The sequence below is a fragment of the Halomonas sp. KO116 genome (assembly GCF_000734975.2).
GTDB lineage: Bacteria > Pseudomonadota > Gammaproteobacteria > Pseudomonadales > Halomonadaceae > Vreelandella > Vreelandella glaciei.
Map to the genome: position 1 here is coordinate 2274650 of NZ_CP011052.1, position 26532 is coordinate 2301181.

The window sequence follows — 26532 nt, forward strand, 5'->3', positions numbered from 1 at the left end:
TGCGAAACTGTATATTTGTTAATCGCATGAAGTATTTATTAATCGCCTGGAGCACGCCTTATGAAAATTCTCGTCGCGGTTAAACGCGTTATCGACTACAACGTCAAAATTCGCGTTAAAGCGGATCACTCGGACGTGGATCTCACTAACGTCAAAATGGCCATGAACCCGTTCTGCGAAATTGCCGTGGAAGAAGCGGTACGCCTGAAAGAGAAGGGTGTGGCCACAGAAGTGGTTGCCGTCACCGTTGGCCCCAAAACCGCCCAAGAGCAGCTGCGTACGGCACTGGCGCTGGGCGCGGATCGTGCCGTTCATATTGAAACCGATGAGCGCGCCGAATCCCTGGCCGTGGCCAAGCTACTGGCTAAAGTGGTCGAGGAAGAGCAGCCGGGCTTAGTGATTCTCGGCAAACAGGCCATCGACACCGACAACAACCAGACCGGCCAGATGCTTGCCGCGTTGACCGGCCTGCCCCAGGGCACGTTTGCGTCAGAAGTGGCGGTCGACGGTGACAAGGTGCATGTGACCCGTGAAATCGACGGCGGTCTGCAAACCATTGCCCTGACGCTGCCGGCGATTGTGACCACCGACCTGCGCCTCAACGAGCCGCGCTACGCCAAGCTCCCCGATATCATGAAGGCCAAGAAAAAGCCGCTGGATGTCAAAACCCCGCCGATTACGGTGTCGAGGTTGCCTCCAAGGTGAGCCTGCTAAAAGTCGAATCGCCAGCGGAGCGCAAGGGTGGCGTTAAAGTCGCCTCGGTAGACGAACTGATCGATAAACTCAAAAACGAAGCCAAAGTACTTTGAACAAGGTGCTTTAAAGAGGAGCTGATTCCATGAGCATTCTGGTACTTGCTGATCTACACGAAGGCCAACTGGCTGGCACCACCGCACACGTTGTGGCGGCCGCCCAAGCCATCGGCGGCGATATCGACGTTCTCGTTGCCGGTGAAGAGGTGCAAGCCGCGGCCGAGTCTGCCGCCAAGCTTGACGCCGTGAGCAAAGTGCGCGTCGCCGATAACGCCGTTTACGCCCACCAACTGGCCGAGCCCATGGGTGCGCTACTGGTTGAGCTGGCTGGTGATTACACCCACGTGCTGGCCAGCGCCTCCACCACCGGCAAAAACGTGCTGCCACGCCTGGCGGCCCTGAAAGATGTTAGCCAGCTGTCGGATGTGCTTGGTGTGGAGAGTGCCGACACTTTCTTGCGCCCGATCTATGCCGGTAACGCCATCGCCACGGTTAAAAGCGATGACGCGCTGAAGGTCATCACCATCCGCACCACCGGCTTTGACGCGGTAGGCGCTAGCGGCAGTGCACCGATTGAAGCGGTCGACACCGTGGTGGAAAACACCCAGTCCAGCTTTGTCAAAGAGGAGCTGGCGAAATCTGATCGGCCTGAGCTGGGCGGTGCCAAGGTGGTGATCTCCGGTGGTCGCGGCATGGGCAACGGCGAAAACTTCAAGCTGCTTGATGGCATTGCCGACAAACTAGGCGCGGCCATTGGCGCTTCTCGCGCCGCGGTAGACGCAGGTTTTGTGCCCAACGATATGCAGGTTGGTCAGACCGGTAAGATCGTTGCCCCGGATCTGTATATTGCCGTGGGTATCTCCGGCGCCATCCAGCACCTGGCGGGTATGAAAGACTCCAAGGTCATCGTCGCGATCAACAAAGACGACGAGGCGCCGATCTTCCAGATTGCTGACTACGGGCTGGTGGGCGATCTATTCGAGATACTGCCGGAGCTTGAGAGCAAGCTGTAAACGCCCTTAAGAGAGTCTCGTAAAAGCCCCGTAAGGGACTTTTTAACGACCTTACAATAACAATAGTGAGTTGCCCTATGCCAACGCGCCTAACCGCTTCGTTAACTCTGCCGGTGATCGGCTCTCCGATGTTTATCGTCTCAGGGCCTGAGTTGGTGATTGCCCAGTGCCAGGCAGGCATTATTGGCGCTTTTCCAGCGCTCAATGCCCGCCCAGCGGAAGCCCTGCGCGAGTGGCTGCAGCAGGTCACGCAAACCCTGGCGGAGTATGATCAGCATCACCCAGAACAGCCTTCGGCGCCCTTTGCGGTTAATCAAATCGTTCATCCTACCAATGACCGTTTAGCGCACGATGTCGCACTGTGCGCCGAGTTTAAGGTGCCGTTGGTGATCACCAGCCTGCACGCGCCTAATCAAGTGGTGGAACAAGTGCATGCCTATGGTGGGCTGGTCTTTCATGATGTCACCACGCTGCGCCATGCCAAGAAGGCCGTTGATGCTGGTGTCGATGGCTTAATATTGGTGTGCCACGGTGCGGGCGGCCATGCCGGACGCTTAAACCCTTTTGCGTTTGTGGCCGAGGTGCGGCGCTTCTACGACGGGCCGCTGGTGCTGGCGGGGGCGATTACCCAAGGCGAACAGATCGTTGCCGCTCAAGCGCTAGGCGTTGACTTGGTGTATATGGGCACGCGCTTTATTGCCACCCAAGAGGCAAACGCTCAAGCCGCCTATAAGCAGATGGTGTTAGACGCCGCCGCGGGGGACATTGTCTATACCAACCTGTTTACTGGGGTGCACGGTAACTATCTACGTCAGAGTATTGAACAGGCAGGATTGGACCCGGATGCGCTGCCTGAAGGCGATAAAAGTGCTATGCGCTACGGCTCGGGGGATAGCAGCAAAGCCAAAGCGTGGCGGGATATCTGGGGGGCGGGGCAGGGCGTAGGCAGTATTTCCACACTTAATAGCGTGGCCGACGAGATAGCCACGTTGCGACAGGACTACCAGCAAGCGCTGGATCACTTACGCCGGCTTTGACGAAATGCCGCCAGGCGTATCTGGAAATCTTCAGAGGCTTTGCACTGATCCTGTAACTCGCCCTCCAACGTCATCGTGTCATTCAGCGAGCGTTGTGCGGCTTCACGCAGGGCGCGTTTGGTAGCGCTTAATGCCTGGGATGACTGCGCGACCAGCGCTTGGGCCAGCGAACGCGCCTCCGCTAGCACCTGGTTATCTTCGACGACGCGGTTAGCCAAGCCGAGTGCGACGCAGCGCTCACCCGCAATGGGGGTTGCCAAGGCGGCCATTTCAAACGCCTGAGCATGGCCAAGCTTGCGTACCAGATGCCAGCAGGCGCCCCCGTCGGGAATCAAACCAATATTGATAAAGGCAAGCTTGAGATAAGCAGAGCTGCCCATCACCACCATATCGCTGGCGAGCACATAAGAAACGCCTATACCTGCAGCAGCTCCGTTAACGGCCGCTATCACCGGCTTATCCATCGTCATTAAACTGCGCAGGGCGGGTAGAAAGAGCGTTTCCAGCCGCTCGCTGGCGGGCTCAGCCGTGGCTTTCTCAAACTCCGCCAGATCAGCGCCAGCGCAAAACGCGCTGCCTTCCCCACGCAGAATCACGCAGCGAACCTGTTCATCAATTGCCACTGCCGCTAGCGCCTCATTGAGTGCCAAGGCGGTGGCTTCATTGAGGGCATTACGTACCTCTGGGCGCGCAATCGCTACTTCGACGATGCCATCATCAATAGCGCTAACAGTGACTAACTCGCTGAGAGGGTCTGGCATATAGCGCTCCACTTTAACTTTTCAAGGCAACATGTTAGGCAATATCGTTAGGCAACCTTTAATAGCTCGCTGACCGTTTCAAAATGGTAGTCGCTGTCGCCTAAATGGTGATCGAACATTACCAGATGCTTGGCGTAGCTGGCGACATAACACTCTTCGGACATCCCCATACCGCCGTGGAGTTGGATCGCCTGTTCGGCAATAAAGCGCGCCGATTCGCCGCAGTACGCCTTGGCCGCGGCAATTTTATAATCCCGCTCACTGGCTGGCAGAGTCAGGCTAGTGGCAGCTAAAATCGCCATTGAGCGCGACTGTTCCAGGTGCAGATGCATATCCACCATGCGGTGCTGAAGCGCCTGGAAGGTAGATAGCGGCAGGCCAAACTGCTTGCGCTCTTTTAGGTAGGCCAGGGTCTGATCGCAGGCCTCTTCCATTGCACCGATAGCTTGGGCACACAGTGCGGCACGACCAAGGGCGAGAACCTCTGCCAGCGTATCGCCGACATCGTCATTCAGGCAGTTGGCTGGCGGCAGCGTGACGCTGTCCAGGGTCAAATCACCGGCGGGCTGATCGTCGATAGTGCGGTAAAAGTGCGACGATGTGCCCAGTGCATTCGCAGGGACGATAAATAGACCTAGCTTGCCGTTATACAATCGAGCGGTAACCAGACTAGCCGCTGCTGCTTCAAGGTTCAGGACGACGTCTTTTCTGCCGCTTAACTGCCATTGCCCATCTTGCTGGGTCGCTTGGGTAGCGATCGCCAAGGCGTCGTAACGGGCGTTGTGCTCTTGCCATGCAAAGGCTAGCTGGTGTTCGCCTTCAAGCAGCGGGGTTAGCCACTGGGTTTGCTGATCGCTATTGGCAGTTAACGCCAGCAGTTGACCTGGCAGCACCAGACCGGCCAGATAGGCTTCTGGCACCAAGCCGCGTCCCAGCGCCTGCATGATAATCATCAGGTCGGTGCCGTCGCCGCCTAATCCGCCGACGTCTTCACTAAAGGGCATATGCAGCAGGCCCAGCTCGGCAAAAGTGCGCCATAGCGCAGAAGCACCATTGGGAGTAGCGGCAAGCATAGTACGGCGCTGTTCGGGCGATACCTGGTCGGCCACCAAACGGGTGAGCGTCTCTTCGAGCATGCGCTGCTCGTCGGTTAAAGCAAAATCCATGGTGACCTCACATGTTTAAAATGGTTTTGGCGACGATACTTTTCTGTATCTCGTTGGCACCGCCATAAATCGACAGCTTGCGACGGTTGAAGTACTGGGCGCTGGCGGCCGCGCTTTGGGCGCGCTCGTCATCCAGGCTGCCTTCGCCATGCAGGAAGTCGGGGAAGAATGGCAGTGCGGCGGGGCCAAGGGCTCGGCGGGTGAGTTCGCTTAGCTCCTGGCGAAGCTCTGAGCCACGTACTTTGAGTAGCGAGCTTTCTGCACCGGGTACGCCGCCATCCCGGGCCGCGGCAATCACGCGTAGGTTGGTGACTTCCAACGCCATCAATTCAAGCTCGGCTTTGACGACACGGTGGCGAAAGCTGGGCAGCTCCAGCAGCGGCTTGCCGCGATGCTCGATTCGGCTGGCCAGTGACTTTAAGTGACGCAGCGCCTGCTTGGCGTGGCCAAGCCCTGCAATGCCGGTGCGTTCGTGGGTGAGCAGGAATTTGGCGCAGGTCCAGCCCTGGCCCTCTTCACCGACACGGTTTTCAACCGGCACTCGAACGTTATCTAAAAAGACTTCATTAACCTCATGGGCGCCATCCAGGGTAATAATGGGCCGCACGGTAATGCCAGGGGTTTGCATATCAATCAGCAGAAAACTAATGCCTGCCTGCTTTTTCGCTTCTGGGTCGGTACGTACTAAGCAAAACAGCATGTTGGCGTGCTGGCCTAGGGTCGTCCACGTCTTCTGGCCATTCACGATATAGTGGTCGCCATCGCGCACCGCGCGGGTATTCAGTCCCGCCAAATCAGACCCTGCGCCGGGCTCAGAGTAGCCTTGGCACCACCAATCCTGGTTGCTCAAAATACGCGGCAGGTAATGCTCCTTTTGCTCAGCGCTACCGAATTTCATAATCACCGGCGCCACCATATTAACGCCAAAGGGCACGACTGTCGGCGCGTGGGCCGCGGCGCACTCTTCATCAAATATATGCCGCTGCACGGGCCCCCAGCCTGTGCCGCCATGCTGTTTAGGCCAGTTAGAGGCTAGCCAGCCCTGTTCGCTGAGGAGGGTCTGCCAGCGCAGGTGATCATCGGCACGCAGGTGGCGCCCTAGGCGCACGCGTTCACTAATGTCGCTGGGCAGCGCATCGGCTAGAAAATGGCGAACCTCTGCGCGAAAGGCCTGCTCTTCGGGGCTAAAGGTGAGGTTCATAGGGGGGTGTCCTTAAGGGTTGATTGACGGTGAGGCCCACCTAAGTGACGCGGGTATCCCAGTACTTCCACCGCCAACAAATCGATATCGCTCTCGCGGTAGCAGAAGCCGTTCTTTGCGATGCCGACGCTCGCCTGTTCAAGGGCAGTTTGTCTGTCGCTCGCTGTAGCCTGCTGGCTAGCAAGTTGCAGCGTATTCAGAAGGCTTTGCTGTCGGCTGACCACAACGTTTAACCGCAATGCTTTAAGAGTGAGTGCCGCTCGCTGTTGGGTAAGTGGCTCTGCGCTTAAGTTGACCAGCTCTACCATGCTGCCGTTTTCAGCAACGATAAGGCTTAGCGCGCTATCGCTGCCGCGGCTGATGCCAATGTTTTCTAGTGCGATGGTAGGGAGCGCTGTGCCTGATTCCCTCGCTGCATTTGGCGCCAACAGGCAGAGTTCAGTAGCGTTGTCTGGTGCACTGGTTAGGGTAATGCCCGCCTTTTGTGCGGCTTTTTGCAGGCGCTCAAACAGTGGATCTTCGCCGATTAGCGCAACGTGTTTAAACGCGTCGGCTTTCTCAACCTCAGGCACCATATGGGGGCTACGCGCAGCGAAAAAGAGATGAATAAGTCCGGCGCGTTGAGGGGAGTCCATACAGGCCAAAAACAGCTCCCGCTCACGACGCAGGCCGTCTTGGAGTGATTCAGCCGTCACAGAGGCCTCCACAGCTTCCACAATGCGAAACGGTGAGAAGAGCTCGGCAGCGTCTTGATGCAGCCGTTCCAACATAGCGGAGATTGCCTGGGGATTAGCCGCTGGCGCTGGCAGTTGGCCCGTAACACGTGCCATTGAGTTGTCTGCAAGCACTGCTTGGGCCACAGCTAAACCCGCTTCAAGCGGTGTTTCAGCACTGCTAATGGCGTCGATAATGCCTGCCTCAAGTGCTTCTTCTGCTTCCACAAAACGCCCGCTGGTGATCATCTCTAAGGCGCGCTCAACGCCTACTAAACGCGGCAAACGCTGGGTGCCACCAGCGCCGGGCAGTAGACCCAGCTTAACCTCCGGAAGACCCACCCGGGTTCCCGCCAGTGCCACTCGATAGTGGCAGCCCAAAGCCACTTCCAATCCACCGCCCAGGGCTGTGCCGTGCAGGGCGGCAATCAGCGGTTTTGGGCAGGCTTCCAGTTGGTTAATCACATCGGGCAGCAGAGGGGCTTGAGGCGGCTTACCAAACTCACGAATATCTGCCCCGGCAATAAAGGTGCGGCCATCGGCGAGCACGACCAGCGCTTTAGCATCTGCGTCAGCAACACCCTCTTTAAGCGCATCGACTAAGCCACTGCGTACCGCGTGACTTAAGGCATTGACCGGCGGGTTGGCTATTTGAATAACGCCTATATCGCCGTGACGCTGATAATGAACGGACATAGTTAGGCTCTCGTATTTCGCATGATAGTGAATTGAAAAGAGTACGCTTGGTGCCCCATCTGTTACGCAGCAGAGGCGCTTTGCGAACGCCGATGGTGGCGCTGGCTTAAGCGTGCCATCAAAACACCGGGTACCAGCGCGGCTGCGGCCAGACCGATCAATTCCCACTGGCTAAGCGGCACCATCCCACCACCCGGTAGCGCCAGTAGTAGGCCAGCGATCAGTATCAAGGCACGAATCACGATCTCTTGCAGCGCGCCATAGCCCAGTCGACCAACCCCCATCAGGTAACCCTGCATGGCAGAAGCAAACAGGATGATGCCGATGACCGCCTGGATAAAGACAGCCACGATCATCAGCGGCGCGCCCTGCATAATCAGCGCGGGGTTGAGTACGAATAGGAAGGGAATAAAGTAGATCACGCTACCCAGACGCATCGCCTGCAGGCCCGTTTCCATGGGCCGGGCTCCGGCCACGGTAGCCGCGGCAAAGGCACCCAGTGCCACTGGCGGGGTAATAAAGCTCAGCATGCCCCAATAGAGAATGAACATATGTACGGCCATGGGATCCAGTCCGCCGCCTTGAATCAGTGCAGGGGCTAGAGCAACGGCGAGGAAGATATAGGCAGCCGTCACGGTCATGCCAATACCCAGCACAAAACTGGTAACTGCGCCCATAATCAGCAGCAGCGGCACGCTGCCACCGGCAATATTGATAAAGTCGTTAGCGATGGTGCCGGAAAGGCCGGTCATCGAAAGTGCACCCACCAGCATGCCCACGCCAGCCAAAATAGCGATTAACTCGGCAAACAGCTTGGCCGCAGACGACAGCGTATCGGCTACATCCTTCCAGCCCCAGCGGTTATGTTTGGAAAGCTGGTTGAGCACCAACAGCAGCGCGGTGGCGTAGAAAGGTGCCACGGCTTCGCGCTGCATAATCAGCAGCATCCAAACTAATAAAGCAAAGACAAAAATAAAGTACCAACCCTCTTTGAGGGTTTGCCATAGCGAAGGCAGTTCAACGGCGGGCAAGCCTTTAATGTCGTGGCGGGCCGCGTAGGCATCAATCTGAATAAACAGACCCAAGAAATACAGAATTGAAGGAATGACGGCAGCCAGTGCTACCGCGGAATAGGGAATGTCGAGAAACATGGCCATGACGAAAGCGGTTGCGCCCATCACCGGTGGCATCAATACACCGCCGGTTGAGGCGCAGGCTTCCACACCGCCAGCAAAGGAGCGGCTCATACCGATACGACGCATGGCGGGAATCGACAAAACACCGGTGGTTAGTACGTTACTAATAACGCTGCCGCTCATCGAGCCCATCAGGCCGCTGGAGAAAATCGACACCTTAGCGGGGCCGCCGCGCACATGGCCCAGCAGCGCAAATGCCAGGTTGATAAAAAACTTACCGCCGCCGCTTTTTTGCAGCACGACACCAAAGACCAAAAAGCCGATCACCAGGCCCGCGAACGCCTGCAGCGGCACCCCCATGATGCTTTCGGTACTCATGGTGTGGTACATAGCGGTCTGTTCAAGCGTCGAAGGAAACGCCTGGATAGGGCCGGGGACGATATCCGCCACCAGCGGGTAAAGAGAGAAGACCCCCGCAATGATAGCAATCGGTAAACCGCCTGCCCGGCGGGCCGCTTCGATAATGAGCAGCCAGTAGGCATAGCTGGCATAAATAGCGATCTCAGGCGCAGAAAACGCCCAGCCGCGCTCTAAAATAGGGACTGCGTTATAAACAAAATAGCCGCCAACGATTAGCGTTATAGCGCTCAATAGGTAGTCGTACCAAGGGATAGGCTGTTCTTGTTGGCGACTCCGCATGGGCCAAAGCAAGAAAACCAGCGGTAGCAGTAGTGCCACAACGGCATAGTAGAACTGTGTTTCCAAGCCGGTTACGAACGTCAGTAAGCCTATGTTGAAAAGATAATCCAGCGTCATCGCCATCAAGATGACGGTGACCGTGGCGGGGATCCAGCGCAGCGCAGGGGGAAGCTGACGAATTTGGCTGATTTTTTCTTTAACCTGCTGATTATTGGCAGGTGAGATATCTGTGGTCATGAGGGCATCCGTCAATCAGCAGGGGGCGGCAAGTGCCGCCCCGTGGCGTATTACTCGAAGATCGGTTCGAAACCGGCATCGCTAAGCGCGGTGGCTCGGGCTTCCATCCAGTCGGCAGTAAACGCCTCGTCATCACTGGGGGCGTCTTGCATAAAGCTTTCCCAGGCGCTTAGCAGTACATCCTGACGTTCAACCAGCTTATCCTGATGGGCCTGCATTTCATCAGTCCATACGTCGATCTCTTTGTAGTACTCCACGACCGCATCGTGGAACGGCACTACCCATTGAAGATCTTGCTGTTCCAAGGCGTAGCCAAGCGCCCCTGGGGCGTTATCTTTGTAGTCGTCGAAATTTTCCTGCATGGCCTTGATTAGGCCATAAGCGACGTTGTCATCCAGGTCTTGGTTGGCGACCACAATGGGGTATGGGTAGCTAGCGCTGGGCACCGGGTTTTCGGCGCTGATGCCACCAGCCCCAGACGTGACTTCGTGCGGGCGGAAGTAGGGCGCAACGGCGGCCATGCGCTCCCAGCCTGCTTCGTCGTTGGGGTCTAGCACTGGCCAGCTAATGCCGCGCGGACTACTGGCCAGCTGCTGGGCTGGCGGGGTCACCGTGGTGGTAAAGGAGGCATCCACATCGCCAGCGATAATGCCGTCGAACGAGCGCCCGTAGCCGGGGTAATCAACCCGCTCTACGTCATCCCAGGTCAAGCCACCAAAGGCAAGGTAAGCTTCGGTGCCTTTATTGAGCGCATCGTCACCGCGGATATAGGCGATGCGCTTGCCGGCCAGGTCAGCGGGCGTTTCAACGTCCAGGTCGCCCGCAACCGCAAGGGAAAGACCAAAAGAGGCAGTGGAAGTGGTAATGACGCGTAGTGGCTGAGGACCCCAGTCGCGGTCGGCAAACATCATTACCCCTTCAGCGCCGTAGTAGCTGGCGATCCCGCAGGCGCAAAGGTCAACGCGGCCCTGCTTAAGCGGCGTCATCCGTGAAACATCGTTGTCCCCCGGCAGGATACGCACTGATGAATCGTATTTGTTCTGCAGCATATTGCCGATGGCGACGGCTTGGGCATAGCCGCTTGAGTTAGTGCCGTAGGCCGTCCAGGCCATGGTACCGGGGAGTTCAATGTCACTGGCGTGGCTGACTGCTGCGCCGAGTAGCGATAAAGGTAAGGCGGCGATGAGTAGGCGGTGAGCAAATGGATGCATTGGGATGCTCCTTTATTGTGGTTGTGCTTAAGGTTTTAGTTACGTTTGGCTACATAGTGTTTTGCTATGCGGTACTTGATTTTGCTAAGTGGTCGGCTGATAGTAGAGAAGCCGCTGGGTGGCTGTCAATGCTGTTGTCAGCAGCGGTGCCCGTTGGTAAACAACAGGCATAAAAAAACCAGGCAAAAGCCTGGTTTTTCAGAGCGGTAGCGAGAGCAATGCAGTTAAGAAAATTCGCGCCAAGCGGCGTAGGTGCTTAAAAATACCCGCCCGGTAAGCGCATCCAGAAAGTCACTCTTCTTTAGCTGATCCATTACCGGGCCTTTGACCTCGGATAAATGCAGTTTTACATCGGAGTCTTTTAAGCGGGCGTTGATGGCATCCAGGCTTTCTAGCGCCGAGGCATCAATCAGGTTAACCGCCGAACAGATCAATACAACGTGCTCAAGCTCGGGGTGGCTCGCTACCAGGTTATAGACGGTGTCTTCCAAATAGCGGGCATTGGCAAAATAGAGGCTCTCATCAATGCGCAGCAGGGCAACGGTATTGACCGTCTCGACATCGTGGCGGGTAGTATTTCTAAAGTGTTCGGTGCCGGGGACGCGGCCTACCAAGGCGCTATGAGGGCGGCTGGTGCGGTACAAAAATAGCGCAATAGAGAGCGTTACCCCGCTGATGATGCCCGCCTCAACGCCTTCGCATAGTGTCAGCAAAATCGTCACCGCCATGGCGGCAAAGTCGCTGCGGGAGTAGCGCCAGGTTTGCCGCAGCATGGGGATGTCCACAAGCGTCAAAATCGAAACGGTGATCGTTGCGGCCAGGGTCGCGATGGGCAGGTAGTAGAGCCAGCCGGTGAATGACATAGTGACCAGCGCAATACCTAGCGCCGCAAAGGCACCTGCCGCAGGCGTTTGTGCGCCTGCATCGTAGTTGATGACCGTGCGGGATAATCCCCCAGTGACCGGCATGCCGCTGGAAAGCCCGGCGGCTAAATTGCTGGCACCAAGGCCCACAAGCTCCTGATTGGGAGAGATACGCTGGCGCCGCTTCGCGGCCAACATCTGGCCCATGGAAACCGACTCCACAAAGCCGACCAGGCTAATCAGCAGCGCGGGGATCACAAGAGCCCGCCACAGTGAGTAGTCTCCCAAAGGGAAGCTCAGTGCGGGTAACCCGCCTGGAATTTGTCCCACAACGCTGACGCCTTTATCGCCCAACTGCCAGTACCAGGTAACCAGGGTGGTAATCACGACGGCAAAGACCGGCCCTGCTTTGGCAATCAAGTCTGCCAGGGTGCGTGGCAAGCCCATTGAGTGCAGGGCGGCTTTACCATGGCGTCGCATAACGATCAAAAACAGTAGCGTTCCACTGCCGATCAGTAAGGTGGGTAAGTTGAAAGTGGCTAAATTGGGCACCAGGGTGACAAGGCGTTCCACCAGGGTAAAGCCACTACTCTCAACCCCCAGCAAGCTGCCCAGCTGGCTAGCAGCGATCAATATGCCCGACGCCGTTAAGAAGCCGGAAATAACCGGGTGACTGAGAAAATTGCTGAAAAAGCCCATTTTAAGCAGCCCCATGATTACCAGCATGCCACCGGAAAGCAGGGACAGGATGAGCGCGGCCTGTAAATAAGTCTCTGTGCCTGTGACCGCCACGGAGGAGAGTGCGGCACCGGTCATCAAAGCGATGATGGCGACCGGCCCGACGGCAAGGGTCTTGCTGGTGCCAAACAGGGTATAGACCAGTTGCGGCAGGATGCTGGCGTAGAGGCCTACCACGGCAGGCAGTCCGGCTAGCAGCGAATAGGCCAGCGACTGGGGAATGACCATCACCGTGACGATCAAGCCCGCCAAGAGATCGGCCCCCAATAGGCGTTTATGGTAGTGGGGTAGCCACGTCAGGATCGGCAAATAGCGCTTTAGCATGGGTTCCAGGTGTTATCGGAGTGGCAGAACAAAGAGAGTAAGGGATATTCCATTTCATTGCAGTGCTTATGTTCATTTGCACGGCGGTAACTCCATGATGACGAAGCGCTTAATACTTTGCGTCTTCCCCCCAAAGTGCTACTTCTTTCATTAGCATAACCCGTTAAGCATAGGCATAAAGGACATTTAAACCTTCTTACTAAGACTGTTTGATACTCAACAACATCAATAAAAGGGTGCTGCTCATGAGTGTACTGCTATTGCTAGTTCCAGTGCTGATGGTGGCGTTGTCGGTTGGTCTTGCCACTCAAGGCGGCGTTTGGATTTATGTCGCTCTGATATGTGCCGCATTGGGGGGCGGTGCTAAAAAGCCGCTGTTGCTGCAGACCTACAAGCGGGACAGCGAAGAAATCATGCACGACCTTTCAGTGCCAGTGTATGTGCAGGAGCAAGCATTGGGGTGGCTTCCGAGTGGGTTATCAGCCGGAACGGGATACAGCATCGACGCCTACGCTGAAAGGCGCCGCAGACACCGACTCATCACCACTTGCTTAACTAGCCGCCGCGTAGCGCGAGCGTGACTGCCACGCTGACCAGGAATAGAGCGCAAGCCCGCTCCAGATAAGCACAAAGGTCACCAACTGGATAAGCCCAAGGGGCTCACCGAAAACGGTTAACGCGATCAGGAATTGAATACTCGGGTTGATGTACATCAAAAAGCCCAGGGTCGCCAAACGCAATCGGCGGGCTGCGCCTGCAAAGGCCATTAACGGCAGCGCAGTTAAAGCCCCACTGGCGACCAGTAAGCTGGTGGTTGAAGTATTTTGTAAAAAATGTGAGGTGTCGTTCCAGCTTAACCAGGTCAAGGCGATCAAGGCGAGGGGAAATAGCAACAGGGTTTCCACAAACAGCCCTGATAGGCCGTCTAGCGGCACTTGCTTACGAAACAGGCCGTAACTACCGAAGCTTAACGCCAGCAGTAAACTAATCCAGGGCAGCTCACCCAGCATGACAAACTGCGTGGCAATAGCAACGCTGGCCAAACCCAAGGCGACCAGCTGCAGCTTGGCCATCACTTCCCGCAGTACCAACATGCCTAGCGCGACGTTCACTAGTGGTGTTAAGAAGTAGCCCAAACTCGCCTGTAACACCTGCTTCGACTCCACCGCATAAATATAGATACCCCAGTTAAACGCTATTAATAGCGCGCAGGCCAACACACGGCCTAGTCGCTTAGGTTCGCCCAGCGCTGCAACAACGGGCGGCCAGCGGCGTAATAGGGTAATCAAACCGATCAAAAACAGACACGCCCAAATGATCCGATGAATCAATATTTCAAAGGCGGGGACGCCCTCAAACAGGGCAAAAAATAGCGGAAAACAGCCCCACATCGTATAGGCCGTTAGGCCAAACATAACGCCTTTGACGGCAGCTGGATCGCGTGTTGGAGTAGGAAGCATAGCAGCCTCATTATTTAAAGATGCTAATCTAGCATAAACATTGCAATAACTCTGGCGGAACGGAGGTGTTTAATGACTAAACTTAGATCCAGCTTGGTGCAGTGCGATCTGCGCTGGGAAGACCCACAAGCCAACCACGCTCATCTTGAGAAGTTACTCGGTGGGCTGGATAGCCGTGATACCGACCTTATTGTTTTGCCTGAAATGTTTGCCACCGGCTTTACCATGAATTCCCGTGAAATGGCTCAGCCGATGGCCGAAAGCCAAAGTGTGACTTGGTTGCAGACTCAGGCGCAGGCCCGTAACTGCGTGATGACCGGCAGCGTGGCGATCGAAGAGGATGGCGAGTTTTATAACCGCTTGATATGGGCAACGCCTAAGGGCGACTTAACCCACTACGATAAGCGCCACTTATTCCGTATGGCCGGTGAGCATGAGCGCTACGGCATGGGCAGTGAGCGTAAAGTGGTAGAGCTTAATGGCTTTAAGTTGTTGCTGAGCGTTTGCTACGATCTGCGCTTTCCGGTCTGGATGCGCCAGCAGCCAGCAGAAGGTGAGCATTTCGAGTATGATGCGCTGCTGTGTATCGCCAATTGGCCAGCACCGCGTCGCCACCCTTGGCGTACGCTGCTACAGGCCCGCGCGGTAGAAAACCTAAGCTATGTAATTGGCGTTAATCGCGTTGGAGAGGATGCCAAAGGACTTGCCTATAGCGGCGACTCCTTATTGGTCGACTTCAAAGGCGAAGCGTTAATTGATAAACCTGCCCATACCCCGTTTATAGAAACGGGCACGCTGGATAAAACTGCCCTTGATGCTTTTCGTGAAAAATTTCCTGCCTGGCAAGATGCCGACCATTTTAAGCTGCTGCCAGGAGTCGGTTAATGATGCGCCTTGATCGCTTTTTGAGTGAAACCTCACCGTTAACCCGCAGCCTCGCCAAGCGGGCACTCAAAAATGGCGAAGTGACCCTGAACGGTGAGCCGATCAAACAGTCAGCGACCCAAATCGATACCGATAACGATGTGGTGGTACTCAACGGCGAGCGGCTAGCGCTGGTAGGCGTTCGCTACATTATGCTGCACAAGCCCGTCGACGTTGAATGTAACGCTCGCCGCGGTCTCTACCAAAGAGCAATCGATCTAATTGATCTACCCAAAGCGGATCGGTTACAGCCGGTAGGGCGGTTAGATGTGGATACCACTGGCTTGCTGCTATTAACCGATGATGGTCAGTGGTCTCACCGCGTCACATCTCCGCGCCATCGCTGCGCCAAGGTGTATATCGCCGAGCTAGCCGAGCCTATGGAAGGCGCCGCGGCGGAGTGGGCGATTGGCCAAGTCGCCGATGGCCTGATGCTGGATGGGGAGGAGACGCCGACGCAGCCCGCAACACTTCGGCTGCTGTCGCCCACCCAGGCAGAACTCACTATTACTGAAGGGCGCTATCATCAGGTGAAACGTATGTTTGCTGCCTTGGGTAATCACGTGAACTCACTGCATCGCAGCTCTATCGGTGACTTAGCTTTGGATGCCAACTTGGCGCCCGGCGAATGGCGAGAATTAACCGCCGAAGAAGTCGCGCTCTTCTGAGTCCTTGGTTAATATCTCCATTAGCCGCTTCCCAGCAGGGTAAGCGGCTTTATTTTATCTGAATTTTTATACCGTTATCTTTATGGCTGCCGTCAGCAATATTAAGTATCGTGGCTCAATAAAGTTAGTAAATAAGAGCTGGTAAGTCAGAACTAATGAGTCAGATGCGCAGCGGCAATTAGCGCTTGGGTATAAGCATGCTGTGGCGCTGAAAGCACCTCTAGGCAGGGGCCTTGTTCGACCACTTCGCCATCCTTGAACACCATAATGCGGTGTGCCATGGCGCGCACGACGGCTAAATCGTGGCTAATAAATAAATAGCTTAGCTGACGGCGTGCCTGCAGATCGCGCAATAGGGTGACTAGCTGCTTCTGCACGGTACGGTCTAACGCAGAGGTTGGCTCATCCAGCACCAGTAATTCTGGTTCTAAGATAATCGCTCTTGCTACGGCAATGCGCTGGCGTTGACCACCGGAAAACTCATGGGGGTAGCGCGCAGCACAGCTCTCGGGCAAACCCACTTCGTGAAGGGTTTGGTTAACCCGCTGGGAAACTTCTTTGTCAGTCAGGTGTGGGTAATGAAAGCGCAGCCCCTCACTGACAATATCAAACACCGGCATGCGAGGCGAAAGGGCGCCATAGGGGTCCTGAAACACCATCTGAAAACGGTGGCGCTGGCGCCGCAAATCATCCCCAGACAGGGAGCTTAGTTTATCGGTGCCAAGGGTAACATCACCTTGGCTAGTGACCAGCCGCATGACTGCTGACGCCAGCGTGGTTTTACCCGAGCCGGACTCACCCACAATGCCCAGGGTTTCGCCCGGTGCTATTTGGAAATCCGTCGGGTGTACCGCCACAAAAGCGGGGGGCTGGCGCTTAAATAAGCCGGTCTTTGGGCGCTTAAAGCTCACGCTTAACTGGCGAGCCGTTAATAGCGGCGCTGTTTGCTCAATGGCTTGGGGCCTACCTTCCGGCTCAGCGGCGAGCAGCGCTTTGGTGTAATCACTTTGCGGGTGTTGAAAGACCTGCTCAACCGGTCCGATTTCCTGTATCCGCCCCTGATGCATGACGCAGATGCGATCCGCGTGACGGCGCACCAAGTTCAAGTCATGACTGATAAACAGCATGCCCATGGCGTGGTGGTCGCGCAGTTCACGCAGCAGGGCAAGTATCTCCTGCTGCACCGTCACGTCCAGGGCGGTGGTGGGCTCATCGGCAATCAGCAGTGAGGGGTTATTGGCAATTGCCATGGCAATCATCACCCGCTGGCGCTGTCCGCCCGAAAGCTGATGAGGCCAAGCATTCAGTAACTCTTCCGGGCGCGGCAGTTTCACTTGTTCGAGTAGCGCTTTGCAGCGTTGGCGAGCCGCCTGGCCGCGCAAGCCTTGATGCAAACGCAATGCTTCGCCGATCTGCTTGCCAACTCGATGGAGCGGGTTAAGCGATGTCATCGGCTCCTGGAAAATAAATCCGACACGATTACCGCGCACGGTGTTCCACTGGTCCTGGGTCAATGTCGACAGATCGGTGTCACCCAGCCAACGCCCCCCCTTGACGGTGGCATTGCTGGGCAAAAGGTTAATCATCCCGAGCGCAGAGACTGATTTGCCTGACCCCGACTCACCGACGATTGCCAGGGTTTCACCCGCATTGAGGGTGAGCGATAGCGCATGCACCACGGGCGTATCATCGAAGGCAATGTTGAGATTCTCGATGCGCAGGAGTGAGTTAGGCATTTTGTGTCTCCTGGGCAGGGCCTACTTGGCGCTGTTGTACGTGACGGGGGTCGAAGGCGTCGCGCAAGCCTTCGCCAATGAACACTAATAGCGAAAGCATGATTGCCAGCGTCATGAACGCCGTGATGCCCAGCCAGGGGGCATGTAAGTTGTTCTTGCCCTGCGCTGCCAGTTCGCCCAGCGAGGGCGCGCCGGGAGGCAGGCCGAAACCGAGGAAATCCAGCGCGGTCAGGGTGCCGATGGCACCGGTAAACAGAAACGGAATAAAGGTTAGCGTCGCGACCATGGCATTGGGCAGCACGTGGCGCCACATGATCAGGCGCGAGGGCAATCCCATCGCCTTGGCGGCACGCACGTACTCCAGATTACGCGCACGCAGAAACTCGGCGCGCACGATATCGACCAGGCCAAGCCATGAGAAGAGCAGCATGATCCCCAGCAACCACCAGAACCCCGGCTGAACAAAGCTGGCTAAAATGATGAGCAGGAACAGCACCGGAAGGCCCGACCATATTTCAGTCACTCGCTGACCGATCAAATCAATCTTGCCGCCAAAGTAGCCCTGCACACCACCAACCACAACGCCGATCACCAGCGAGCCTGCAGTGAGCACCAGTGCAAAAGCAACCGAGAGGCGAAAGCCATAAATGACACGTGCTAATACATCACGGCCCTGATCATCGGTGCCCAGCCAGTGGCGGCTATCCGGCGGTGCCGGGGAAGGGCGGGTCATGTTCATGTCCAGGGTTTGGTAGGAATATGGGATGGCTGGCCACAGCGCCCAGCCGTGCTCTTTAATCTGTTGCTGAATAAACGGATCCAGATAATCGGTACGCGTGGGAAGAAACCCGTTGAACTCGGTTTCGGGGTAATCCACCAGCAGCGGCACGTACCATTGGCCGTCGTATTGCATGACGATGGGCTTGTCGTTGGCGATCAGCTCGGCAAACAGACTAAACACAAACAGAGCCGTAAACAGCCAAAGCGATACGCGGGCACGCCGGTTGGCTTTAAAGGCCGCCAGCCGGCGGCGGGTAATGGGCGAAAAATAAGAAGAAAGAGAGGCCATGATCATGACTCCCGGGTCGAAAAGTCAATACGTGGGTCAACCCACACGTAGGTCAAATCGGAAATCAGCTTAAGGATCAGACCGATCACGGTATACAAAAACAGCGTACCGAAAATAACCGGGTAATCCCGCTGCATCACCGCCTCAAAACCGAGCAAGCCGAGGCCATCCAGGGAGAAGATCACTTCTATCAATAACGCACCGGTAAAGAAAATTCCGATCATGGCGGCAGGTAGACCGGCGATAATAATCAACATGGCGTTCCGGAAAACATGACCATAGAGCACCCGTCGTTCATCGGCGCCCTTGGCGCGTGCGGTAATCACATACTGCTTGTGAATTTCATCCAGAAAGCTGTTTTTGGTCAGCATGGTGAGTGTGGCAAAGCTACCGATTGCCGCGGCGATAACCGGCAGCGTGATATGCCAGAAGTAATCTTTGACCTTGCCCCAGGCCGTAAGCTGGTCGAAGTTAGGCGAGGTCAGGCCGCGGAGGGGAAACACGTCCCAGTAGGTGCCGCCGGCAAATAGCACGATCAGCAATATCGCAAACAAAAAGCCCGGAATGGCGTAGCCGACAATCACTAACCCCGACGACCAGACATCGAAACGGGAACCGTGGCGTAGCGCTTTTTTGATACCTAAGGGGATCGAGATCAGGTAGACCAGCAGCGTGGTCCATAGCCCCAGCGAAATGGACACCGGCAACCGCTCAATCATCAGTTCGGTCACTGGGCGGTCGCGGAAAAAACTGGTGCCGAAATCGAGCGTGAGGTAATCCGCCATCATGCCAATAAAGCGCTCGTGGGCGGGTTTATCAAAACCAAACTGCTGTTCTAGCTGTTCGATAAAGCGTGGGTCGATGCCCCGAGCGCCACGAGAATCGTCACTTACCTGCACATCGGCACCGCCCATATCCAAGCGGGTGCTGGCCATGGCGTCCGCGCCCTCAAAACGTGCCAGCATCTGATCAATCGGCCCGCCCGGCGCCGCCTGAACAATAATAAAATTGAGTAGCATGATCCCAAAAAGGGTCGGAATCATTAGCAGCAGTCGGCGTAGGGTGTAGCGGGCCACAGAGCACTCCGAGGTTTATAACGATGAAACCGTTGAGGATAAGCCGTTGCGAATAAGTCGCTGTAATTAAGACAGTCTCAGCGGCGCTGGCGCTGCAGTTCTGCTTCACGCTCGGTATCCACCCACCATGCATCCAGATCCATCGCATACTCCGGAAAGGGCTCGGGATAGCCAAACTTGTCCCAGATCGCAATGCGGGTTTCGCCGGAGTGGTAGTGAGGAATGACGTAAAACCCCCAGCGCAGCACCCGATCCAGCGCCCGCGTGGCGGTATCCAGTTCCTCACGACCATCGGCACTAATGATCGCTTCCACCAGCGCATCGACCGCTGGGTGGGCGAGCGCCATCCGGTTGCGGCTTTGCGGCGCCTCGGCGGCGGCGCTGGTCCAGAAGTCGCGCTGCTCATTACCCGGGTTGTTCGACTGGGGGAAATGGCTAATCACTATGTCATAGTCGTAATTGCGCTGCCGGTTTAAATATTGATTGATATCAACGATGCGCAGCGAGGTCTGCACTCCTAGGCGGGCCATGTTACGCAGCATGGGTTGAACCACTCGCTCAAGACCCGAATCGTAGAGCAGCACTTCAAGGCTGAGTGGCTGGCCGGTGGCTTGGTTGACCAGTACTCCCTCTTCAACGCGATAGCCCGCGTCGCGCAAAAGCGCCAGTGCCTTGCGTAGACGCTCACGCAGATTGAGGGGTTGATCAATGGGCAGCGGCTCGGTGAACAGGCGGTCAGACCCATGTGAAGCGATTAACTCTTCCCTAAACGGTTCGAGCAGCGCCAGCTCTTCTTCCGAAGGTAGCCCGGTAGCTTCCATCTCCGAATTTTGAAAAAAGCTTTCGGTACGCCGGTAGGTGTCGTAGAAAATATTGGTGTTGAGCCACGGAAAATCGAAGGTAAGGCTTAACGCTTCGCGTACCCGTGGGTCTTGAAACTTCTCTTTGCGCAGGTTGAACACAAAGGCCTGCATCATGGAAGGGTTGACGTCAGGTACCGTCAGCCGCTTCACCAAGCCCTCTTCATAGGCAGGAAAGTCGTAGCCAATCGCCCAGGTGGCCGCGCGGGCATCCGTACGAAAATCTGTTAGGCCTGCTTTGAACGCTTCCCAGGCGATATCGCGGTCGCGATAGTAGTCATAAACGATGCGGTCAATGTTGTAGCGGCCAACATTAACCGGCAAGTTTTTTCCCCAATAATCCTCATCGCGCTGGTAAACAATTCGCCTGCCTGGGTCAACTTCACTGATGAGGTAGGGGCCGGAGCCGGGGTGAGCCGCCAGGGTAGGCGATGTGAACTCGCGTGGCTCCCAGTAGTGGCGGGGGAGGATAGGCAGTTGAGCAACGATTAGCGGCAGTTCTCGGGAATTGGTATCGCTGAAGGTAAAGCGCACTTGATGTTCGTTGAGGGCGATCACTTCGCTCACACCCGCATAATAGCTGGCATAAAACGGATTGCCTTCTTCTCTGAGCAGGTTAAGTGAGAACACCACATCGTAGGCGGTGACGGGTTCGCCGTCCTGAAAGCGTGCTTCAGGGCGAAGGTCAAACTCAATCCATTCCCGGTCGGGGTCCAGGCGCACGCCTTCAGCCAATAAACCATACAGGCTAAAGGGCTCATTGGGGTTGCTGGCCATCAAGGTGTCATAAATTTGCGAAACGCCAGTGGCCGGTGTGCCGCGAATAATAAACGGATTCGTTGAATCGAAGCTGCCCCCAACGGCGGTATGGGTAATAGTGCCGCCTTTGGGGGCTTGTGGGTTTACATGGGGGAAGTAGGGGAAGTCTGCCGGTAGCTCTGGGCTATCGTAAAGCGATACCCCGTGGACTGTTTCAACCGGCACCACGTTGTTGGCATCCGTATTTAAATCGCCCACCACGTTGTTGCCGACAGTGCTGTGGGAAGAATCGCTAGTGGTCGCTGCTTCTGACGCGAGTATCGATACATGTATTAGCAAGCCACTGATAAGTAGAAATGCTTTCGCAAAAAACAGACCTCGCGGCATTGGTGACATCCCATGTGAACAAAGCCAACTAGTAAACCCGGATTCAACGCCCTGAAAGTGTCAGTAACTGCCCCGGTTGTAAAGCGCTGGGGCGGTCAATCGAATTCCAGCGTATCAGGTCTTGTTGATCAATATTATAGCGGGCCGCAATCGCTGAGAGGCTATCGCCCCTTTCAACGCGGTGCGTATCTGCGCTGTTATTTTGCGCAAGCGCTTGGCTATTGCCCTGTGCCTGACTATTACCCTGTGATAATTGAGCCAGCACTTGTTTATCCACTTCTTCGGGTACCAGCAGTGTCTGCGCGCTGCGTGGATCGATGCTGCCATTCAGTAAACCCGGATTCAGCTCAGCCAGTGCCATTTTGCTGACATCCAGCATTTGCGAGGCTTCAGACAGACTCACTGCGTGGGCCAACTGAACTTTTGCGAAGGCAGGGTCGATGTGAATCTCAGGTAAGCTCACACCGTATTTTTCAGGATCGTTAATGATTGTGGCGATCGCCTTCAACTTGGGAACGTACTGCATGGTTTCGTAGGGCAGGGATAGGTCCCAATAGTCACCACTTAACCCTTGGCCCTGTACCTGACGCTGGGCGCGATTGACGGTGCCAGCGCCTGCGTTATAAGCGGCCAGAGAGAGCATGAGGTCACCCTCGTACCACTGGTCGGCCTGCATTTCCAGGTAGTCCAGCGCGGCCTCGGTAGAGGTCAGAACATCCAGACGGCCATCGTAATTACCATTACGTACTAACCCCAATGCGTCGCCGGTGCGGGGCATAAATTGCCAAAGACCTGCCGCCCCGCGGTGGCTTCGTGCACCTGGGTCGAAAGAGCTTTCGACAAACGGAATTAACGCGATTTCACCAGGTAGGCCGCGCTCACTGACTTGCTGAGTAATCCAGGCAAGCCAGGGAGTGGCGCGTTCGGTGATTGTGACAATGTTTTCAGGGCTTGAACGGTAGTGCTCAATCCATTCATCCACTCGAGCTTGAGCTTCTACTGGCAATGTTTTCTCTTGCCACTGGAAGCTTTTACGCAGGGTCGTCCAGGCATTCTGGGGTTCAAGCTCTAGCGCCTCCCAAAAATGGGTTTGGAAAGGCGTAGGATAGGGCTTTTTATCGGTTGGCGACGTGCTGGTAACACCTTGAGGTAAGGCTGTTGTCGCACTTGCGGTGGTTTCGTAGGCTGGAGCAGAGGCTTGTGAGCTTGCCGCAGCGGCTAACATTAGGCCCATAATTACGGTACTGCCAGCGCTCAGCATCAAGCGCTGGCGAATCGTTCGATAGGTCATAGTTGCATTCGTTTGGTTTCGATAGCGTTCTTAAAAACGGTTCTTCCACTCGCGCAGAGTGGTAAACGTAGCGAGATCAGTATCATTAACACCCTGGGTGCCTGCTGCTTGGCGCACGCTATCGGTGCCCACGCGCAGGTAGGGATTAATTTTCAGCTCGCGTCCTATCGTGCTGGGTAAGGTGGGGCGATCCAATGCCCGCGCCTTTTCACACTCCTGCAAGGCGTGTTTAACGTCTTCGTTTTCAGGGTCCGCAGCACGAGCAAACGTCAGGTTCGCTTGCGTATACTCATGGGCTGCAAAGACCAGTGTATCTTCAGGTAGTTCCGCAAATTTGTTCAACGCGGCAAACATTTGCTCTGGGGTGCCTTCAAATAAACGGCCACAACCAGCGCAAAAAAGAGTGTCACCGCAAAAAAGAAGAGCAGGGATGCCCGCTGTGAAGTAGCTGATATGATCCAGCGTATGGCCCGGTGTCGCTATTACGTCGAATAAACGGCCCATAATGCGGACTTCATCGCCGTCGCCAACGGTCTCGTCAATCCCTTCAATGTTGGGGTTGGCTGGGCCGATAACGTGAGGCGAGTAGCGTTTAATTAATTCCGCTAAACCACCCGTATGATCATGGTGGTGATGCGTAATAAGGATGGATTTTAGCGTTAACGACTCACGCTCAAGAAACTCGATCACAGGGGCCGCTTCACCTGGATCCACCACGCAAACGCTTTGGCTGTTATCTTGTCTTAATAGCCAAATATAGTTGTCGCTTAGAGCTGGGATCGGTGTCACGCTCATCATCGGCGAGATCCTTTAAATTGCGAAAATACAGAATTCAGTAACCAACATGCGTAAACACGCAAAACATTGCGCTTCTTAACTTAATTAAAAAGTGGCGCTAAATCAGTGTAACCAAGGCGTTGAAAAGCCGTTACTGTGGAGGGAAGCGCTGTTCATGTCAAATTCGACAACGGCCACGACACTCGCCAAGCGCTTAATAAATTGCCAACCGTATTGGCAATCAGAGGCCGGGCGTTCGCTATGGGAAACACAACGTGCCTGTTTAGGTCCCGTGGTGGAATCGCGCGTGGGTGGCCACAGTTTGGAATTGAGTATGGGGCCAGCTTTAATGACCATGTCGGCGATTCCTCATTCCATTCGCTGGTCACCCACAAGGCCAATGGCTGAGAACGAGAGCACCTTGATATGCCCGCCGGATCAGTTAGCGCTGCCGGATCGCTGCTTAGATGTCATGGTTATTCATCACTGGCTGGAGTATTTAACCGACGCCCATTTCGCGCTTCAGGAAGCCGCGCGGGTCACCGCCGACAATGGGATACTGGTACTGTTTGGCTTTAATCCGATCGGTGTCGGAGGCCTTGCCCGCCAATGGCGAAAACGCCAACAGCAGTTCCCCTGGGATGGCACTTGGCGCTCTGTTAACCGCCTACGCGACTGGTTGGCGTTTGTCGACTTCGAGGTAGAGCGCGTAGACTATTGCTGTTTTCGTGGACGGACGAGTGCTAAATGCGGTGAATATTGGGAGTCGCTGGGGCGTAGGCATAACCTACCGCTAGGCGAGAGCTATATGATTCAAGCCCGCAGGCGTCAACGCCAAGCGCCAGTGCAACGCCTGAAGTTTGGTTTAAAAGCGCCTACGTCTCCCGCTTCATTAGGCGTTACCCGCTCAGGTTCATCGGCTCACTATCAATCCTATCAAGAGCTCCCAACACAAGCTCAGACGCATCAATCAAAGGATCAAGAAATTGACTAAAGAGGCTGCCGGGCAACTGCCTCGGGTAACGGTGTATACCGATGGGGCTTGTCGGGGCAACCCAGGCCCCGGCGGATGGGGTGTGGTGCTGGCGAGCGGCCAGCATGAGAAAACCTTGAAAGGCTATGAATCAGATACCACTAATAACCGTATGGAGTTGATGGCTGCGATTATGGCCCTGCGAACGCTAAACACTCCCTGTGAAGTCGCGCTATGGACCGACTCACAATATGTTCGACAGGGCATAACCCAGTGGATTCATAACTGGTTAAAGCGCGGCTGGAAAACCGCCGCCAAGCAACCAGTCAAAAATGCTGAGTTGTGGAAAACCCTGCACGAAGAGACCCAGCGACACACAATAGAATGGCACTGGGTGAAAGGGCATAGCGGTCATCCCGGCAATGAGCGTGCCGACGCGTTAGCCAATGAAGCCATTGATGAGCATCACAAGAGGAGAGCATGATGCGCCAGGTGATCCTAGATACTGAAACCACGGGTATCGACCCTAAAGATGGTCATCGTTTAGTAGAAATTGGCGCGATTGAGATGGTCAACCGCCGTTTTACTGGCCGCACCTACCATCAATATATCAACCCTGAACGCCATATCGACGCAGAAGTCGTTGCCGTTCACGGGATTGACGACGCTAGAGTCGCCAGTGAGCCGGTTTTCGCGAAAATAGCCGACGAGTTTTGGGCCTTTATCGAAGGCGCCGAGCTGGTGATTCATAACGCCCCCTTCGATGTGGGTTTTATCGACCACGAACTGGGTATGCTTAATCAGCAGCGTAAAGCTCCCGCATTGGGGCCGGTGCGCGATCATTGCGCGGTATTAGATACCCTGACGATGGCCCGAGCCATGCACCCCGGCCAGCGTAATAGCCTGGATGCATTGTGCAAACGTTACGATATCGATAATGGCCACCGCGTACTGCACGGCGCGCTATTAGACTCTGAAATTCTCGCTGAAGTTTATTTGGCGATGACCGGCGGGCAAACCGCGCTGACGTTAGACGCGGCCTCCGCAGCAGAACAGGAGCAGGCGGATACCTCCAGTGAAGGTCTGTCGATTCAACGTATGACGCTTACTCCAGGTCAGTTGCGCGTTGTGCGCCCAACCGACGAGGAGCAGGTGGCCCATAAAGCCAAGTGTGAAGCGCATCAATTGAATTGGTTTGAAGGTATGGCAAGCGATGCTTAGGCGAGAAATCCCCCATCATGAACAGGCCGGGCGGGTTATTCGCCTGTCGCGCAGTATGCTGGCGCCTGCACCGCTAAGCGGTAGTGATGAGCTAACGCCGCTACAACCCTTTCAGCCCTGGACAGAACAGATGCAGCCGCTGTGTTATTGGGATGATGAGCCGGTCGCACTGTTGGTTGAGTCCCAAGCGGAAAGTAGCTGGATCGATGGTCGACAGTGGATGAGCGAGCTTTCTACCGGCTGGTTCAGCCTACTTTCAACGGCGTTGCAGGTGGGTGCCTGGTTGGAGAATCACCGTTTCTGTGGGCGCTGTGGTGCGCCAGCTACCAAGCTTACCGCGGAATTTGCAATGCATTGCGATGCCTGCGGGCACCGCAATTATCCGCGTATTTCGCCCTGCATTATTACGCTGGTGACTAGCGGTGAGGCGATGCTGCTGGCGCGTAGCCCGCGTTTTCCGCCAGGCCGTTATTCAACCTTGGCCGGATTTATTGAGCCGGGTGAGTCCGCCGAAGAGGCCGTTCACCGGGAGGTGTTTGAGGAAGTGGGCGTGCATATTGACCAACTGCGTTACCACCAGAGCCAGGCTTGGCCGTTTCCCCATTCGCTGATGTTTGGCTACTTTGCTGAAGCGACAACCCGGCGTATTCGCATTGACGGGGTAGAGATCAGCGATGCTGCATGGTTTTCACCTCGCCAGCTACCATCGCTACCGCCACCTTATTCAATTTCACGCGAACTAATCGAAACTCATTTGGCACGCTGGCGCTAGACGGCGCCGCGT

General features: G+C 55.7%; 22 protein-coding genes and 2 pseudogenes. 10 read left to right on the forward strand and 14 right to left on the reverse strand.

Annotation, left to right across the window (positions count from 1 at the left end; genetic code table 11):
* Window positions 1-60 precede the first annotated feature (60 nt).
* The 3 genes and pseudogenes from KO116_RS10535 to KO116_RS10545 all read left to right on the forward strand — a co-directional run bounded on the left by KO116_RS10535 (window position 61) and on the right by KO116_RS10545 (window position 2802).
* A pseudogene (locus KO116_RS10535) lies at window positions 61-809 on the forward strand (electron transfer flavoprotein subunit beta/FixA family protein).
* A 29-nt stretch (window positions 810-838) separates the two neighbouring features.
* The gene (locus tag KO116_RS10540; RefSeq protein ID WP_035555649.1) at window positions 839-1765 is read left to right on the forward strand and encodes an electron transfer flavoprotein subunit alpha/FixB family protein; all 927 of its coding nucleotides are present in this window, start codon (window positions 839-841) and stop codon (window positions 1763-1765) included.
* A 77-nt stretch (window positions 1766-1842) separates the two neighbouring features.
* Window positions 1843-2802 (forward strand): NAD(P)H-dependent flavin oxidoreductase, encoded by a 960-nt coding sequence (locus tag KO116_RS10545; protein WP_035555652.1) that lies wholly within the window; start codon window positions 1843-1845, stop codon window positions 2800-2802.
* On the opposite strand, the gene KO116_RS10550 is transcribed toward KO116_RS10545, so the two are convergent.
* From KO116_RS10550 to KO116_RS10585, 7 genes are all read right to left on the reverse strand, one after another.
* Window positions 2784-3563, reverse strand: a complete 780-nt coding sequence (locus KO116_RS10550) for an enoyl-CoA hydratase/isomerase family protein (RefSeq protein ID WP_035555655.1) — start codon at window positions 3561-3563, stop codon at window positions 2784-2786. The two genes, KO116_RS10545 and KO116_RS10550, sit on opposite strands and share 19 nt — an antisense overlap.
* Window positions 3564-3610: 47 nt before the next feature.
* Entirely contained in the window at window positions 3611-4729 is a 1119-nt protein-coding gene (locus tag KO116_RS10555; protein ID WP_035555657.1) for an acyl-CoA dehydrogenase family protein, read from the reverse strand.
* Between the two features lie 7 nt (window positions 4730-4736).
* On the reverse strand, window positions 4737-5930 hold the full coding sequence (locus tag KO116_RS10560; protein WP_035555660.1) for an acyl-CoA dehydrogenase family protein: 1194 nt from the start codon (window positions 5928-5930) through the stop codon (window positions 4737-4739).
* Window positions 5927-7339 carry an enoyl-CoA hydratase/isomerase family protein gene (locus KO116_RS10565; RefSeq protein WP_035555663.1) on the reverse strand — a complete coding sequence of 471 codons (1413 nt, stop codon included), beginning with the start codon at window positions 7337-7339 and terminating at the stop codon, window positions 5927-5929. The genes KO116_RS10560 and KO116_RS10565 overlap by 4 nt, the downstream gene beginning before the upstream one ends.
* A gap of 62 nt (window positions 7340-7401) precedes the next feature.
* Window positions 7402-9411 carry a TRAP transporter permease gene (locus KO116_RS10570; protein WP_045812114.1) on the reverse strand — a complete coding sequence of 670 codons (2010 nt, stop codon included), beginning with the start codon at window positions 9409-9411 and terminating at the stop codon, window positions 7402-7404.
* A 50-nt stretch (window positions 9412-9461) separates the two neighbouring features.
* Window positions 9462-10622 (reverse strand): TAXI family TRAP transporter solute-binding subunit, encoded by a 1161-nt coding sequence (locus tag KO116_RS10575; protein WP_035555666.1) that lies wholly within the window; start codon window positions 10620-10622, stop codon window positions 9462-9464.
* A 224-nt stretch (window positions 10623-10846) separates the two neighbouring features.
* Window positions 10847-12547, reverse strand: a complete 1701-nt coding sequence (locus KO116_RS10585) for a SulP family inorganic anion transporter (protein ID WP_035555671.1) — start codon at window positions 12545-12547, stop codon at window positions 10847-10849.
* Window positions 12548-12903: 356 nt separating this feature from the next.
* Here KO116_RS10585 and KO116_RS24640 point away from each other — a divergent pair.
* Window positions 12904-13128: pseudogene (locus KO116_RS24640) on the forward strand (methyl-accepting chemotaxis protein); the annotation flags it as partial.
* Here KO116_RS24640 and rarD read toward each other — a convergent pair.
* Window positions 13099-14007, reverse strand: coding sequence for an EamA family transporter RarD (gene rarD / locus KO116_RS10595; RefSeq protein ID WP_035555674.1), 909 nt, complete (start codon window positions 14005-14007; stop codon window positions 13099-13101). The pseudogene KO116_RS24640 and the gene rarD overlap by 30 nt on opposite strands.
* A 72-nt stretch (window positions 14008-14079) precedes the next feature.
* Here rarD and KO116_RS10600 point away from each other — a divergent pair, with 72 nt between their 5' ends.
* Together KO116_RS10600 and KO116_RS10605 are read left to right on the forward strand one after the other, a co-directional pair.
* Window positions 14080-14892, forward strand: a complete 813-nt coding sequence (locus KO116_RS10600) for an amidohydrolase (RefSeq protein ID WP_035555676.1) — start codon at window positions 14080-14082, stop codon at window positions 14890-14892.
* Window positions 14893-14894: 2 nt separating this feature from the next.
* On the forward strand, window positions 14895-15599 hold the full coding sequence (locus KO116_RS10605) for a pseudouridine synthase (RefSeq protein WP_035555763.1): 705 nt from the start codon (window positions 14895-14897) through the stop codon (window positions 15597-15599).
* 152 nt (window positions 15600-15751) lie between these two features.
* On the opposite strand, the gene KO116_RS10610 is transcribed toward KO116_RS10605, so the two are convergent.
* The 6 genes from KO116_RS10610 to gloB all read right to left on the reverse strand — a co-directional run bounded on the left by KO116_RS10610 (window position 15752) and on the right by gloB (window position 23575).
* Window positions 15752-17335 carry an ABC transporter ATP-binding protein gene (locus KO116_RS10610; protein ID WP_035555679.1) on the reverse strand — a complete coding sequence of 528 codons (1584 nt, stop codon included), beginning with the start codon at window positions 17333-17335 and terminating at the stop codon, window positions 15752-15754.
* Window positions 17328-18404, reverse strand: a complete 1077-nt coding sequence (locus tag KO116_RS10615; RefSeq protein ID WP_035555682.1) for an ABC transporter permease — start codon at window positions 18402-18404, stop codon at window positions 17328-17330. The genes KO116_RS10610 and KO116_RS10615 overlap by 8 nt, the downstream gene beginning before the upstream one ends.
* 2 nt (window positions 18405-18406) lie before the next feature.
* On the reverse strand, window positions 18407-19480 hold the full coding sequence (locus KO116_RS10620; protein ID WP_035555685.1) for a microcin C ABC transporter permease YejB: 1074 nt from the start codon (window positions 19478-19480) through the stop codon (window positions 18407-18409).
* Between the two features lie 77 nt (window positions 19481-19557).
* Entirely contained in the window at window positions 19558-21486 is a 1929-nt protein-coding gene (locus KO116_RS10625; RefSeq protein WP_035555688.1) for an extracellular solute-binding protein, read from the reverse strand.
* A 43-nt stretch (window positions 21487-21529) separates the two neighbouring features.
* Window positions 21530-22777: a transglycosylase SLT domain-containing protein gene (locus tag KO116_RS10630; protein ID WP_035555691.1), complete on the reverse strand. Its 1248-nt coding sequence runs from the start codon at window positions 22775-22777 to the stop codon at window positions 21530-21532.
* Window positions 22778-22807: 30 nt separating this feature from the next.
* Entirely contained in the window at window positions 22808-23575 is a 768-nt protein-coding gene (gloB, locus tag KO116_RS10635) for a hydroxyacylglutathione hydrolase (RefSeq protein ID WP_035555693.1), read from the reverse strand.
* 154 nt (window positions 23576-23729) lie between these two features.
* Between gloB and KO116_RS10640 the strand changes: the two genes are divergently transcribed.
* Genes KO116_RS10640 through nudC form a run of 4 tightly spaced genes read left to right on the forward strand, consistent with a single transcriptional unit; the run spans window position 23730 to window position 26520 of the window.
* On the forward strand, window positions 23730-24548 hold the full coding sequence (locus KO116_RS10640) for a class I SAM-dependent methyltransferase (RefSeq protein ID WP_035555696.1): 819 nt from the start codon (window positions 23730-23732) through the stop codon (window positions 24546-24548).
* Window positions 24541-25011 (forward strand): ribonuclease HI, encoded by a 471-nt coding sequence (gene rnhA / locus KO116_RS10645; protein ID WP_008956920.1) that lies wholly within the window; start codon window positions 24541-24543, stop codon window positions 25009-25011. Before KO116_RS10640 ends, rnhA begins: the two co-directional genes overlap by 8 nt.
* The gene (gene dnaQ / locus KO116_RS10650) at window positions 25011-25748 is read left to right on the forward strand and encodes a DNA polymerase III subunit epsilon (protein ID WP_035555700.1); all 738 of its coding nucleotides are present in this window, start codon (window positions 25011-25013) and stop codon (window positions 25746-25748) included. The genes rnhA and dnaQ overlap by 1 nt, the downstream gene beginning before the upstream one ends.
* Window positions 25741-26520, forward strand: coding sequence for an NAD(+) diphosphatase (gene nudC, locus KO116_RS10655; RefSeq protein WP_035555702.1), 780 nt, complete (start codon window positions 25741-25743; stop codon window positions 26518-26520). The genes dnaQ and nudC overlap by 8 nt, the downstream gene beginning before the upstream one ends.
* The last annotated feature ends 12 nt before the right edge of the window (window positions 26521-26532 follow it).

What these genes read in the sequence shown, in the direction of transcription:
- KO116_RS10605 (WP_035555763.1), top strand. Translation starts at nt 14,895, where the DNA reads ATGCGCCTTGATCGCTTTTTGAGTGAAACCTCACCGTTAACCCGCAGC.
- KO116_RS10610 (WP_035555679.1), bottom strand. Translation starts at nt 17,335, where the DNA reads ATGCCTAACTCACTCCTGCGCATCGAGAATCTCAACATTGCCTTCGAT.
- KO116_RS10600 (WP_035555676.1), top strand. Translation starts at nt 14,080, where the DNA reads ATGACTAAACTTAGATCCAGCTTGGTGCAGTGCGATCTGCGCTGGGAA.
- nudC (WP_035555702.1), top strand. Translation starts at nt 25,741, where the DNA reads ATGCTTAGGCGAGAAATCCCCCATCATGAACAGGCCGGGCGGGTTATT.
- KO116_RS10570 (WP_045812114.1), bottom strand. Translation starts at nt 9,411, where the DNA reads ATGACCACAGATATCTCACCTGCCAATAATCAGCAGGTTAAAGAAAAA.
- KO116_RS10575 (WP_035555666.1), bottom strand. Translation starts at nt 10,622, where the DNA reads ATGCATCCATTTGCTCACCGCCTACTCATCGCCGCCTTACCTTTATCG.
- KO116_RS10630 (WP_035555691.1), bottom strand. Translation starts at nt 22,777, where the DNA reads ATGACCTATCGAACGATTCGCCAGCGCTTGATGCTGAGCGCTGGCAGT.
- dnaQ (WP_035555700.1), top strand. Translation starts at nt 25,011, where the DNA reads ATGCGCCAGGTGATCCTAGATACTGAAACCACGGGTATCGACCCTAAA.
- KO116_RS10585 (WP_035555671.1), bottom strand. Translation starts at nt 12,547, where the DNA reads ATGCTAAAGCGCTATTTGCCGATCCTGACGTGGCTACCCCACTACCAT.
- KO116_RS10625 (WP_035555688.1), bottom strand. Translation starts at nt 21,486, where the DNA reads ATGCCGCGAGGTCTGTTTTTTGCGAAAGCATTTCTACTTATCAGTGGC.
- KO116_RS10560 (WP_035555660.1), bottom strand. Translation starts at nt 5,930, where the DNA reads ATGAACCTCACCTTTAGCCCCGAAGAGCAGGCCTTTCGCGCAGAGGTT.
- KO116_RS10545 (WP_035555652.1), top strand. Translation starts at nt 1,843, where the DNA reads ATGCCAACGCGCCTAACCGCTTCGTTAACTCTGCCGGTGATCGGCTCT.
- KO116_RS10555 (WP_035555657.1), bottom strand. Translation starts at nt 4,729, where the DNA reads ATGGATTTTGCTTTAACCGACGAGCAGCGCATGCTCGAAGAGACGCTC.
- KO116_RS10540 (WP_035555649.1), top strand. Translation starts at nt 839, where the DNA reads ATGAGCATTCTGGTACTTGCTGATCTACACGAAGGCCAACTGGCTGGC.
- KO116_RS10615 (WP_035555682.1), bottom strand. Translation starts at nt 18,404, where the DNA reads ATGGCCTCTCTTTCTTCTTATTTTTCGCCCATTACCCGCCGCCGGCTG.
- KO116_RS10565 (WP_035555663.1), bottom strand. Translation starts at nt 7,339, where the DNA reads ATGTCCGTTCATTATCAGCGTCACGGCGATATAGGCGTTATTCAAATA.
- rarD (WP_035555674.1), bottom strand. Translation starts at nt 14,007, where the DNA reads ATGCTTCCTACTCCAACACGCGATCCAGCTGCCGTCAAAGGCGTTATG.
- gloB (WP_035555693.1), bottom strand. Translation starts at nt 23,575, where the DNA reads ATGATGAGCGTGACACCGATCCCAGCTCTAAGCGACAACTATATTTGG.
- KO116_RS10550 (WP_035555655.1), bottom strand. Translation starts at nt 3,563, where the DNA reads ATGCCAGACCCTCTCAGCGAGTTAGTCACTGTTAGCGCTATTGATGAT.
- KO116_RS10640 (WP_035555696.1), top strand. Translation starts at nt 23,730, where the DNA reads ATGTCAAATTCGACAACGGCCACGACACTCGCCAAGCGCTTAATAAAT.